This window comes from Mycoplasmopsis meleagridis (genome assembly GCF_900660695.1).
Lineage (GTDB): Bacteria > Bacillota_I > Bacilli_A > Mycoplasmatales > Metamycoplasmataceae > Mycoplasmopsis > Mycoplasmopsis meleagridis.
The window spans coordinates 445,346-458,979 of record NZ_LR215042.1 but is presented as its reverse complement, the minus strand read 5'-3'; the positions used below and the strand labels follow the sequence as shown (position 1 = coordinate 458,979).

Annotated in this window: 11 protein-coding genes and 1 tRNA gene; 11 read left to right on the top strand and 1 reads right to left on the bottom strand. The window is 23.8% G+C overall.

The features are described 5' to 3' along the window. The first annotated feature begins 6 nt into the window (after positions 1-6). From EXC33_RS01915 to EXC33_RS01865, 11 genes are all read left to right on the top strand, one after another. Positions 7-255: a YneF family protein gene (locus EXC33_RS01915; RefSeq protein WP_046096839.1), complete on the top strand. Its 249-nt coding sequence runs from the start codon at positions 7-9 to the stop codon at positions 253-255. Positions 256-365: 110 nt separating this feature from the next. Beyond that, a complete protein-coding gene (locus tag EXC33_RS01910) occupies positions 366-2,165 on the top strand; it encodes an ABC transporter permease (protein ID WP_046096840.1) in 1,800 nt (599 codons plus the stop codon). Then, entirely contained in the window at positions 2,165-2,872 is a 708-nt protein-coding gene (locus EXC33_RS01905; protein ID WP_046096841.1) for an ABC transporter ATP-binding protein, read from the top strand. Before EXC33_RS01910 ends, EXC33_RS01905 begins: the two co-directional genes overlap by 1 nt. Next, positions 2,835-3,809 carry an aromatic motif membrane protein gene (locus EXC33_RS01900; protein WP_046096842.1) on the top strand — a complete coding sequence of 325 codons (975 nt, stop codon included), beginning with the start codon at positions 2,835-2,837 and terminating at the stop codon, positions 3,807-3,809. Before EXC33_RS01905 ends, EXC33_RS01900 begins: the two co-directional genes overlap by 38 nt. Beyond that, positions 3,799-4,824, top strand: coding sequence for an aromatic motif membrane protein (locus EXC33_RS01895; protein WP_052716991.1), 1,026 nt, complete (start codon positions 3,799-3,801; stop codon positions 4,822-4,824). The genes EXC33_RS01900 and EXC33_RS01895 overlap by 11 nt, the downstream gene beginning before the upstream one ends. Then, on the top strand, positions 4,814-5,704 hold the full coding sequence (locus tag EXC33_RS01890) for an aromatic motif membrane protein (protein WP_046096843.1): 891 nt from the start codon (positions 4,814-4,816) through the stop codon (positions 5,702-5,704). Before EXC33_RS01895 ends, EXC33_RS01890 begins: the two co-directional genes overlap by 11 nt. Positions 5,705-5,804: 100 nt before the next feature. Beyond that, positions 5,805-7,568, top strand: a complete 1,764-nt coding sequence (locus tag EXC33_RS01885) for an ABC transporter ATP-binding protein (RefSeq protein WP_223211577.1) — start codon at positions 5,805-5,807, stop codon at positions 7,566-7,568. Between the two features lie 11 nt (positions 7,569-7,579). After that, the gene (locus EXC33_RS01880; RefSeq protein WP_046096844.1) at positions 7,580-9,403 is read left to right on the top strand and encodes an ABC transporter ATP-binding protein; all 1,824 of its coding nucleotides are present in this window, start codon (positions 7,580-7,582) and stop codon (positions 9,401-9,403) included. 110 nt (positions 9,404-9,513) lie between these two features. Next, positions 9,514-9,587: transfer RNA gene (locus EXC33_RS01875), tRNA-Gly, on the top strand. A 131-nt stretch (positions 9,588-9,718) separates the two neighbouring features. Continuing rightward, positions 9,719-12,403, top strand: coding sequence for an isoleucine--tRNA ligase (ileS, locus tag EXC33_RS01870; protein WP_046096845.1), 2,685 nt, complete (start codon positions 9,719-9,721; stop codon positions 12,401-12,403). Then, a complete protein-coding gene (locus tag EXC33_RS01865) occupies positions 12,396-13,058 on the top strand; it encodes a signal peptidase II (RefSeq protein WP_046096846.1) in 663 nt (220 codons plus the stop codon). The genes ileS and EXC33_RS01865 overlap by 8 nt, the downstream gene beginning before the upstream one ends. Here the strand turns inward: EXC33_RS01865 and EXC33_RS01860 are convergent. Beyond that, positions 13,048-13,590, bottom strand: coding sequence for a hypothetical protein (locus EXC33_RS01860; protein ID WP_046096847.1), 543 nt, complete (start codon positions 13,588-13,590; stop codon positions 13,048-13,050). The two genes, EXC33_RS01865 and EXC33_RS01860, sit on opposite strands and share 11 nt — an antisense overlap. Between the last annotated feature and the right edge of the window lie 44 nt (positions 13,591-13,634).

Genomic DNA, 13,634 nt, shown 5'->3' with positions numbered 1-13,634 from the left:
AGAAAAATGGATACAGCTGGTGGAGTAACATTAGGTGGCTGAATTGGAATAGTTATTGCAATTGCAATTGTTTGTGCCATTGTAGGAGCACTAGTTGCTTTTGTAGTTTCAAGAAAAATGTTTGAAAAACAAATTAAAGAAAATCCTCCTATTACTGAAAAAATGATTAGAGCAATGTTTTTACAAATGGGAAGAAAAGCTTCTGAAAAACAAATTAAAGATGTAATGCGCTCTATTACAAATGCTAAAGAATAAAACTAGTTGCGACTAGTTTTTTATTTTTTTCTAAAAGCATGTTTGTATAATATTCATGACTATAAGGGATATTTTGTCGATTAATTGTTTTTTATTTCTAGAAAGGAAGCGTGAAAAAACAATTACTTAACTACTTTTATTTTTTATTAATCAACATTTTAGCTAAAAGAATTTCTTGGATTTTATTAATTGTTTTTGCATCTTTAAATTTATTAATAACTGTTATTTTAGGAACTATTAATTTAAATTTAGCTAGTAATTTAATTATTTTTATTGTTGCTTTTATTCAAATAATTTTTACTATTTTTTATAGTGCTTTAATTTACATTAATATTTTTAGAGAATTAGAAGAAGAAGGCCAAGAAATTGTAGTTTTAAGTAAGCCAATAAGTAGAAAAAATATATATTTAGCCAAGAGCTTATTTCTTTTATCAATCAGTCTTTTTTATGGGCTAATTATGTTAACTGAAAATTTGATTTTAGGATTAATATTAAAAGTATTTAACTATTTATTAATTTATTTAATAATTAGTTTTTTTGGCTTCATTTTAGCCTTTAATTTCTTTGGTACGATAAGTTCCTTACTGGCTTATAAATTAAATACTAAAATTGCTATGACTTTGCCTTTTATAGTTAGTATTCCTCTAATTGTTGGCGGTATTTTTATAAATAATAATTCAACAAGTAAAGCAAATAATTTTGCTTATTATTTAAATTTGCCTTACCAAGGGAATTTAGCGGAAAATATTGCTAATGTTGAGACATTTTATTTGAATAATAACAAAGATAATTTTTATATTGTTCCTAATGGTTATTCTAATAATACTTTTAGCTTAAAACAAAATGAATATTTAAACTTAGCTAACAATTTAGCTAACAATTCTAATATTGTCTTATCAATTTATTCTTGATTATCCATTCCATATCAATTAATCGACGTTTTTAATTTAGAAAATCAAAATTTATTTAACAACAAAAATTCTAATTATTTGAATAATTATTTATATTATCAAGCCAATGATTCATATTTGTACAATTATGCCCTTAAAAAAGCCGATTTAGAAAAATTTAATGTTGTTGATAATAATCAAATTATTAAAGAATATCTAATACCTTCTTTATTAAAAAATAATGCTAAAAGAAAAGATTTAATTAATACTAAAATAATTTATGCAAGAGAAAATGCAGATAAATTTACAGTAACATTTCCAGAAGATAAATACACTTTTTCTTCAAGCGATAACTTAGTTGGGGATATTTATTGAACTTATATTGAAGAAGTTTTAAAAGACAATAATTTTTCTAATTATGCAAAAAAATTGTTTAAAAATTTAATTACTAAACTAGATCCTAATTTAGATTTAGTTGTTCTAAAAGAACAAATTATTAAAGAAATTGCAAAAGAATTAAATGATGAAAAAAGTTTTTTAAATCGCTATTCTAATTCTTTAGTTACTCTTTTTAATCCTCTTTCTGTTGAAAATAAAACAATTAAAAATGAATTAGAAAAAAAACTTTATCTCTTTACTGCTTTAATTTATTATGTTTATTTTAATTTGAATGATCAAAATATAACAAAAGCACTATTAGCTAATGAGGATGATAAAATGTATTTTTCACCTTCTCAATTTAAAATTAATTTAGGTGGATTCAACTATTTTATAGGAGGATATAGTTCATATACTCCTATTCAGGAAGTGCAAGGCGAAGGAGAAAATAAAAAAGTTATTATTCGCTATAATCTGGAAGAAAATAATAATTATTTATTTACTCCAGTAAAAGATGTTTATGAATTGGCAAGAGAAAATCAAGTTATTTCTAAAGAAGGATATTTTATTATTTGAACCGTTTTAATATTTACTTTAATAACTATAAATACTTTTTTATATAAGAAAAGAGATTATAAATAATGGATAAAATACTTGAAGTTAAAAACTTGACAAAAACATATAGAAATAATAAGGATATTGTTGGGATTTTTAACTTAAATTTTAATCTTTTAAAAGGTGAATTTCATGCATTTATAGGCGAAAACGGAGCAGGTAAGACAACAACTATTAAAAGTATAGTTGGTGCTTATAATAATTTTGAAGGCGAAATATTAATTAACGGAATTAGTAATAAAAAATATGAAAGTAAAAAACTTTTAGGTTACGTTCCAGAAAATGCTTTATTTCCTAAAGAAATAACTGTTTATAAATATTTATTTGCTCTTGCAAAACTTAATAATTTAAAAAATAATTTAATTAGAAAAAAAATAGATTATTTTTTAAAAATTTTTGAAATTACTGAATTAAAAAATAAAAAGCCATTTAATTTTTCTTCAGGTCAAAAGAAAAAAATTCTTTTGATCCAAGCATTAATGTTTGAACCAAATATTTTAATTTTAGATGAACCATCGGCTAATTTAGATCCAACAGCAAGATTTAATTTATTTAAACTTTTAAGCGATTTAAATAAAAAAGGAACAACTATTTTTATTTCTTCTCATGTCTTAAGTGAAATAGATAAATATGTTGATTCATTAACACTAATTCATAAAGGCAAAATTATTTATTCGGGCAAGAAAAAGGATAATCTTGAAGATATTTTTTACAAAGAAATTATTCAAAAATAGTTTATTTATAGTTCCTTTAGTAACAACTTTTATTTGTTGTTCTTGCAGTAAAATAAACGAAGAAAAAAAGATTGTTTATACTAAAACATTTAAAGAAAAAATAAATTCCAATATCTTGGAATTAGCCCAAAAAATTTATAGTGATAAAAATGAATTAAATTCTTTTTTAACTATTCAATCACAAATCAACAAAAGCTTTGATAACGAAATTAAAAATTCTTTGGTTTTAGCTCCTCTTTGAGATACTTTTGTTAAAGACAATGCTGGCGATAAAATCAATAGAACTACTAAAGCTATTACTAATATTAGCAATTTTTTAAATGAAAATTGATTTTGATATTTAAATAATTTAAACAAATTATCTTTTGTTCTTAATCCATATGGTAATTATTATGATTCATCAGTTAATAATGAAGAATTTGAAAAAAATATTGACAATAAATTTACTAATAACACCATTCTTATTAACCTAAGAAATAGCTATATTAGTAAAATTCACACATTTGATTTATCAATCGATAATTATGATGTTTTACTAAATAAAAAATTACTTTTTCTTGAATTAACAAATAATCAATTTTTGCTTCTTCTATACTATGAAAAAAACAATCAAAGAAAAATATTTATCATTCCAGATTTATTAAAAATTAATAGCTCTAATATTTCTAATATTTTAGAAGCTTTTGTAACAAAATTTAACGAAGCTAAAAAAGAATTAGATTTAGAAGAAAAAAATTATTGAGAAAAATTAAAAGAAAATGATGATACAGTCAATTTTGATTTTGAAAAATATTTAAAAGAACACAATGATCAATATATTTTTACACCATATAAATTTAATAATTATCAAGCAATATTTAAGAAAATTATTGAGAAAATTAATACAAATGAAAATTTAATTGAGAAATATACATGGGGGTATTTAAATGAAATTTAAAAAAATTTTATTATCGACTCCTCTTATTTCTTTAATTTCTTTGAGCGCTTTTTCCTGTGCTAATTATCAAAATTCACAAGAATTAGAAAAATATATTGATCATAAATTTGATATTGCGACCAATATTTCAAATAATGAAAAAATTCAAAGCGATGAAATAAAAGAAAAATTATTAGATTTAGTTTTTAAAAATGATGAAGTAAAAAAAATTGAATTTTTAAATTCACAAAAGCAAGATTCAATAATTGAAGAGAAATTTAAAAATGCATTAAAAATTATTAATCCTTTCTTAAAACAAAAGGAAAATATTATTAAAGAAATTAGCAAACTTAATGATGATTTAAAAAAATATTTGTTTTTGCAAGCAAAATTTCAAAATGAAATTATGGAAACAAATAAATTAATTCAAGAAAAAAATAACGAATTAAAACTTATTCAAGGCGAATTTGAAAAATATGCGCAAGAAATTAGTTTATTAATTAGTCAAAATTGGTATTGATTTTTTAACAATTTGGAAAAATTTAATTTTAGTTCTTATAAATATATTAGTAGCGATTTATTAAAGAAAGTTGTTGATAAAGAAGGAAATATTTTAGCTGATTTTCAAAACATAGTTACTAATAGTTATATAAACAAAGTTAATTCTTTAGAACCAGCAAAAGATTTTTCTTTAACTACTAATTATCTTAGTTCGTTAGTTTATGGAGAAGAATCAGCGGAATTAGGAGATTCTGCAGCATATTATTTGTTAGTAGATAAAATTGTTTTTAGAATTATTATCAATAAAATTAATTCAGAAAATTCATCTCTAGAAATAGAGCCTCTAATTTGATACTTTGAAAATTTAAAAGCTCCTACTATTTCTTTAAAATTTATTTCTTCAATTTATCATTATGCTTTTATACATTCTTATAGTTCTGGTTATAAACAATTTATTGATGATATGGTTGTCAAGCAAAGATATGGGGAACCTAGTGCAATTTTGCCAATAATTAAGGAAAAGAATGAAATTTAAAAAACTATTTTCAATATCTTTTATGTTTTTTCCAATTATTTTTGCATCTTCATGCACTAATAGCTATATAAATAAGTTAAATATGGACTATAAAGAATTAGCTTATAAAGAAAATGATTTTGATATTTTCGTACAACAAAATTATATAAATGAAATTTTGAATATTATTTTTTCTAATGATAATGAAGCTAAAAAACTTTACATAGAAAGTCAAAAACAACTAAATAATAGTTATTTATTGCAAGTTAAAGAAGCATTGCGTTATGCTAATCACATAACTTATTCACTAAATTCCACTAGAAATTCTTTTTTAGCTTTATATGACAAAGCTTATACTGTTAAAAAAGCAGAAGATATCTTAGATACTTTTAGTAGTAAGAATTGATTATATTATCTCTATTCTTTCGATAAATTAGTTTTTATTCAAGATCAAGAAGAAAGTGGAAATGACATAAATTCTTTAGCCAAAAAAGAAGCTTATGATGAAAATATTTTGCTTTATAAAAATTTTTATCAAGCTAAGAATAACAGAATAATTGATTATGTAATTCAAAATTACAGTAAAGATGAATATAGCGAAGAAATTAATTTTTATATGCTCAATAATGATGGTTTTATTATTAGAATAATTATTGAAAAAAATAAAGATCCAGATACAAATAAATTAACTACTAATGTAAGAATATTTGGATATTTAAATTCATTTCCAAAACTAATTGCAGCTGACGAAAAAAAGGCAATTTTTGACATAAAAAAATATGTACAAGATACAAAAACTTTTGCTAATTTCAACGAATATTCTACAGAAACAAACAAAGTACTTTTTATCGATAAATATGGCGGAAACGAATTAGTTTATACGTTAATTGATGTTAATTAAAATAGTTTATCTATCCTTATTTTATATAATTAAAATTAATATTAATAAGGAGGTATATTTGTCAGCACTATTAAAAATGTTACCTAGGAAAATAAAATTTATGTTTATCTTAGGCGCTTTTTTTATCTTATTGAATGTGTTTTTAAATTTATTTTTCCCTAATTTAATATCACAATTTATTACTTTAATTTTTAACGATGATCACACTAAGGAAATTACTATTGTAATATTTAAAGGTAAATTAAGTTTCGGGCCTTTAGCATATAACGATGCTTTCAATTATTTAGTTATTTCTGTTATTTGTTTGATCTTCATTAATATTATTTTTACTTTTTGTGCGATGCTTGTAATAATTTATGCTTCTGAACAAAGTAGTAAATTTTTTAGAATCAAATTATTTGCAAAAGTTCAAAAATTATCATTACGGAATATTGCTGATTTAAAAAGTGAATCAATTATTACTCGTTTGTCAAATGATATAGCTACTTTTTGAGAATTTCTAGTCAATGGTTCAACAATTTTAATAAGAGGGATATTTTTAGCTATAGGAAGTTGCGTTTTAGCATTTTTAGTTGATCCAACTATGGCTATAGGAGTAGTAATTGTAGTTCCTATTATGGCAATTTTAATTGCTTTTATAGGTTATTTAACTTCTCCTTTGATTAAAAAAACACAAAAAAATATTGAGAATCTAACAAAAGATATCGACGAAAATATCAATGGAATAAGAGTAATTAAAACCTATAATTTAGAAAATAAAAGAAAACTTTCTTTTGAAAATCATAATATGGCTTGATATAAAATTTCTTTTAAAACAGAATTAATTTTTGCAACAATACAGCCTATTTTCTTTACCTTAATTAATATTCTTATCGTAGTTATGTATAGTTTAGGAACAAACACTATTAACAGTAATATTGAAAATAATTTTTCTATTGTTACAAATAGTGTTACTTTAGTTAATTTGAACATAATGATCGATTATCTTTATAATGTTAGTTTTGGCATTATGATGATGGTTATGTTTATATTTTCATTTTTTAGAGCAAAAATTTCAGGAGCTAGAATTAATGAAGTATTTACTTATAAAGTGGATAACGTAATTAGAAAAGAAGGCGAAATATTAGAAAATAATTTTGATATTAGTTTTACTAACTTTAACTTTAAATACTATAAAACAGCTGAAAAAGATACTCTGCATGATATTAATTTCACTCTTCCATATAAACAAACTTTAGGAATTATTGGTCCTACTGGTTCAGGTAAGAGCACATTAGTTAATTTACTGATGAATAATTACGTCTATGAAGAAGGTTCTATTACTATAGGCAATAAAGAATTGATGAGTTTAAAAACTAAAAACATTCATGATAATTTAAGTATTGTTTATCAAGAGGCATTATTATATTCAGGCACAATACGTTCTAATTTATTGTGAGCTAAAGAAGATGCTAGCGAGGAAGAAATTAAAGAAGCTTTAATCAATTCTTGCGCATATGAATTTATCAATAAATTTGAAGATGGCTTAGATCATCCAATTGTACAAGGAGGCAAAAATTTATCTGGTGGGCAAAAACAAAGGCTTTCTATTGCTAGAGCATTATTAAGAAAACCTAAAGTATTAATTCTTGATGACTCTACCTCTGCGCTTGATAATATAACAACTAAGAAAGTAATTGAAAATATTAAAAATAATTACAATTGTTCAACAATTTTAATTTCACAAAAAATAGCCCCAATAAGAGAAAGCGATCTTATTTTGGTTATGGAAGAAGGCAAGATAATTGCTAAAGGAAAGCATGATGAACTTATAAATAGTTGTGATTTATATAGTTCGATTTATAAAAATCAATTGGATCAATAAGGAGGTGGTTAATGAATAAAAAAACAAAAAATAAAGTTCATAAGCAAACCTCAACAATTGCTATTCTCAAAAAATTTTATAAATTTATTGAACCTAAAGATAAAAAGATGCTTATTGTTGGAATTATTATTGCCTTTTTTAGTTCGCTTGTTAATATAATTTCTACTTTATTGACTGGAAAAATAGTATCTGAAGTTTTACAGCCTGCTGTTAGTAAAAATGAAATAGTTAATTGAAATAATTTTGCTATTTATGCAGCAAGTATGTTAATTCTTTTTATTCTTTATTCACTTTTTGAATATATTCAAAGAAAAATATTTATCAAAATTTCCTATCATTCGGCCAAAAAGATGCGTCAAGAAGCAATGAATAAGTTGCTTTATATGCCAGTTGGTTTCTATTATAGTGAAAAAACTGGAGATTTAATTTCTACACTTGTTAATGATATTAATAATGTGACTAATGCAATAACTAGATTATTAGGACAATTTTTTTCAAATTTCTTTTCAATTTTTTTAACTATTATTGCACTTTGTTATATTAGTTCAACTTTAACAATCATTATTGTTATTCTTACAGTTTTACTTATGTCAGTGACTTTTCTAATGTCTAAAAAAGCTCGTCCTGCTTTAATCAAAACACAAAATGCTTTTGGAGAATTAAATGGTTATTTAGAAGAAATGCTTAATAACACTAAAATTACCCAAACTTTAGATGCGCAAGAAAAAGCACAAGTTAAGTTTGATGAAATTACACAAAAAATTTATAAAAATGCTTCAGTAGGAGATTTTTATCAAAAGATTTTTGACCCTTGATATATTTTTTCATCGAATTTGATTATAATCGTAGCTATTCTTTTATCCTTGATATTTAAAATTAACAACATATCTGTATATGGCATAGGTTATAGTGCTCCTGATGCTGGATTTGTTATTGCTTTAGTTAGTTTAGTTTATAACTTTACCGGAACTTTTCAAGTTATGTTTACAATGCTTTTAAACTTGCAATTAGGTTTTGCTTCAGCAACAAGAGCATTTAGAATTGTCGATTTAAATCCTCCACTAGAGTTAAAAAATCCTACTAAAATTGAAAATGTAAAAGGCTTAATTGAATTTAATAATGTTTGATTTAAATACTTAGATAAATCACCTAAATACCAATTAAAAAATGCTTCTTTTACTGCTAAACCAGGTCAAACTATTGCAATAGTTGGTCCTACTGGAGCAGGCAAAACTACCATTATTAATTTATTAAGTAAATTTTACGAATATAATGATGGTTCAATTACTATCGACGGTGTAGAATTAAAAGAAATCGATAAACACAATCTAAGAGATATAATGGCTGTAGTTTTACAAGATTCTTTTATGTTTAATGATACTATCAAAAATAACTTGAAAATAGCTAAACCAGATGCTAGTGATGAAGAAATTGAAGAAATTCTCAAAGTAACTTCGGCCGATAGTTTTGTAAGTAGATTGAAAAATGGTTATGACACAATAGTAGAAAATAGCGGTTTAAGTCTTTCACAAGGTGAAAAACAACTTTTAGCTATAGCTAGGGCTTTGTTAGGTAATAAAAAAATTTTAATTCTCGATGAAGCAACAAGCAATGTCGATTCTAACACTGAAAAAATTATTCAAAATACTCTTCAAGAAAAGATTATGAAAAATAAAACTTCAATTGTTATAGCACATAGATTAAGCACTATCAAAAATGCTGATTTAATTTTAGTTGTTGATAATGGTTGAATTATTGAAAAGGGCAATCATAAGGAATTAATGGAATTAAAAGGTTATTATTGAAATCTTTACCAATCACAATTTAATGAATAATAAAAATCCATATTGATCTATAAACAGGGAAAATATGGATTTTTATTATTTCTAAAATTAACTAGAAATAAATTATTAAGCTTACTATTTTCTTATATAATAGTATGCGTGGAGATGTAGTTCAATGGTAGAACTTTAGCCTTCCAAGCTAACTATGCGGGTTCGATTCCCGTCATCTCCTCCAAATGTATTTAAATACGCCTCCAACTGTTTTATAAATAAGAAGTAGTTTAAGCTACTTTTTTATTTCTAAAGCATTATTGATAAACATAATTAATCTATATAATTATTGTTAATTATTCTACGGAGTTTTTTATGTCAGAAAAAAATTATAAAGACACTCTTAATATGCCTAAAACAGATTTTGAAATGAGGGCAAATTTAACTATCAAAGAGCCATTATATAGACAAGAATGATTAGATAACAAAATTTATCAAAAACTGTTAGAAAAAAATCAAAATAACCCCGCCTTTATTTTGCATGATGGCCCTCCTTATGCCAATGGCGATATTCATATTGGTCATGCTATGAACAAAATTCTCAAAGATATTATAGTGAGATATAAAGCTATGAGGGGTTATTATACTCCTTTTGTTCCGGGCTGAGATACTCATGGTATGCCTATTGAACATAAAATGCTTGAATTAGCTCATTTAAATAGTAATCAACTAGAACCTTTAGAGCTAAGAAAAAGAGCCCAAAAATATGCCTTAGAACAAGTTGAAATACAAAAAGAACAATTTAAAAAATTGCAATTACTTACAGATTTTGAAAAATATTATCTTACTTTAGATAAACAATTTGTTGCTAAACAATTAAAGTTATTTAAAAAAATGCTTTTTGATGGTTTAATTTATAAAGGTCTTAAACCAGTTTATTGATCACCCTCTTCTCAATCAGCCTTAGCAGAAGCTGAAGTAGAATATAAAGATATTATTTCTCCCTCTATTTTCGTGGCTTTTAAAATCATCGATAATAATAATTCTGACAAAATTAATAATGGCGATAATTTAGTAATTTGAACTACTACTCCTTGAACTTTATTAGCTAATTCTGGTGTTGCAATTGGCGAAAATATCGAATATTCAAAAGTTAGTTTCAATAACAATAATTACATAATAGCCAGTGAATTAGTAGAAAAAGTAATACAAGAATTAGAAATAAAAGACTATAAAATTGAAAATACTTTAAATTACAAGGAATTATTAGGAATTACATATTTAAGTCCGCTTAATCATAATAAATCACCTGTAGTAATAGGTCATCATGTTAGTGCAGAAGGCGGTTCTGGTTTAGTTCATATTGCTCCTTTATTTGGCGAAGATGACTTTAAAATAGGCAACAAAAATCGTTTAAATATGATCATGCATGTTGAAGATAATGGTCTTTTAAATGAAAATGGACTTAAATACAAAGGATTATTTTATGAAAAAGCAAATGAAGTTATTATTGCTGATTTAGCTATTTCAAAAAATCTTTTAGCAAATAAAAATATTAAACATTCCTATCCTCATGACTGAAGAACTCATAAACCTATTCTTTTTAGAGGTACGCCACAATGATTTGTTTCAATAGATAAAATCAAAGCTGAAATTTTAAACAAACTAATTAAAGTAAAAACATATCCTGAATGAGCCAATAAACGTTTGTCACTAATGATAAGTGAAAGAAATGATTGAACAATTTCACGTCAGAGAACTTGAGGCGTCCCTATTATTATTTTTTATGACAAAGATAAAAAGCCAGTTTTAAAATCTGACATATTCGACCATGTAATAGATTTAATTGAAAAAAATGGTTCTAATATTTGATGAGAAAAAAATGTTGATGAATTATTGCCAGAAGCTTATAAAAATAAAGGTTTTACTAAGGAAAATGACATAATGGATGTTTGATTCGATTCTGGTTCAACATCTTTTGCTGTAGAAATCGATAGTAAGATTCATCCTCCTTATGATTTGTATCTTGAAGGAAGCGATCAATATCGTGGTTGATTTAACTCTTCATTAATTAATTCAGTTGCTTTTTCTAATATTTCTCCGTATAAGCAATTAGTTAGTCATGGTTTTGTTTTAGATGAAAAAGGAAATAAAATGTCTAAATCAAAAGGCAATACTATAGATCCTAAAAAAATTATTGATAAATACGGAGCAGACATTTTAAGACTTTGAGTTGCAAATAGCGAATATTCTAACGATGTAACAATTGGTGATTCTATCATTAATCAAAATGCTGAAATATATAGAAAACTAAGAAATACTATTAAGTTCATGCTTGGTAATTTGCATAATTTTAATTACGATAAAAATATTGTTAGAACAGGCATTCATGCTTTTATTAAAGCTCAATTAGAAGAAATTAAATCGCAAATTTATGAAGCATATGATGAATATAAATTCACAAATGTGATTAAATTATTAAACAATTATGTAGTTGAATTATCTTCGTTTTACTTAAATATTTCGAAAGATGTTTTGTATGTTGATGAATTTAATTCGAAAAATAGGCTAATGACTTTAACTAATATTTACGAAATTGTAGAATTTTTAATTTTAGCCTTAGCACCAATTTTACCTACTACTGCAGAAGATGCCTATAAACATTTTAATTCTATAAATAAGGAAAAATCTGTACATCTTGCTTCTTTTCCAAAAATAGACAATATTGATAAAGAATTAATCGATAAATGAAATGATTTTTTCAAATTTAGAGATGAAGTTAACATTAAATTAGAAAATGCTATTAAGAATAATTTGATTAAAAGAACTAATGAGGCTAAATTAATAATTAATAACCAAAGTGAATTTATTAAATCATTAGACTTAAAACAATTATTAATGGTGGGATTAATTGAATATGGAAATGAATTAAAAATAGAAACGTTTGAATCATTAAAATGTGAAAGATGTTGAAATCATTTTCTTCCCATACAAATTAAAAATAATCTTTGCACTTCTTGTTTTGAAATAATTAGAAAAATGGAAAATAATAATGCTTAAATTTATTGAAAAAACTAAAAATATTTATAAAGATTATTCGAAAAACCCTAAAAAAATTATTCTTAGATATATAGTTTTTTTATCTATTCTAGTTGGTCTTGTTTTAATTGACCAAATAACTAAATTAACTTTATTTCAGTGAAATGAAGATTACACCGACGGGAATTTTAATGTAATATTCGATATAGGCATTTTAGGAGTTAGATCTATAGGTCATAGAGGTGTTACATTGTTGCCTTGAAAAGATAATTCTGTAGTTATTGGCTTTATTCAGTTTTTTAGTATAGTAATTTTCTTACTTTTATTATCTATTCCTTTTTATTGCAAAAAATATCCGACAATAGTTATTTGCGCAATAATTGCGGCTGGTGATTTTGGTAATATGTTAGATCGTTTTATTTTTGAAGGAGGAATGGTTAAGGATATATTCTTTATTCCTTTTTTAGAAAAATGAACAGGTAAGCCGCATGGAACGTTTAACTTTGCTGATGTATGTATTATTTTAGGTATTATTTCCTTAGTTCTTTATTTTGTTATTGAAACTATAATAGGTTTTAAAGAAGAAAATAAAAAGCAAAAAGCTCAAAAAGAACTCTCTGAAATAAAAAATGATCATACTAATGATGAAAAAGAAAACGAAAATTCTAAAGAATAATTCTTAAATTTTTAATTAAAGCGATTAGAATCGCTTTTTTATTTTCTTTTTTATTTTTAAAAAGAAACTTAATAATTTCTTTTGTTCCCGAAATGTCTATTTTAAGGGAAAAAATAAATAATAAGTTATTTAAAAACTCGTGAAATAAATTTTCATTAATAATATTTGTTTCTTTTAAATTTATTAAAAGTAAAACAATTATTTCAAATATTGATCTATAACCTAAAAAACCATTTTTATAAAAATTATCAATAATTTCATCGTAATTTTTTTGCAAATATTTTTTTAAAAAATTTTTTAATAAATTATTACAATCGACATTTTTAAATTTTAAAATGTATGAAGAAATTCTTTTAGATTCAATATGTTCCAAATCAAACAAAATATTATTTTCTATATCTCTTTCTTTTCATAGAATTTTATATTTTAAAAGTGTGTTATTTAAAATATCTAGAAATATTGCTTTTTGATGACCTTTGTCAAAATTGTCAATAAATAAATTAATTTCTTTTAAATTATTTTTCTGCATCATTGTAAAACCTTTTATCAAGTATTAATTATAAATTTAGAAATTAA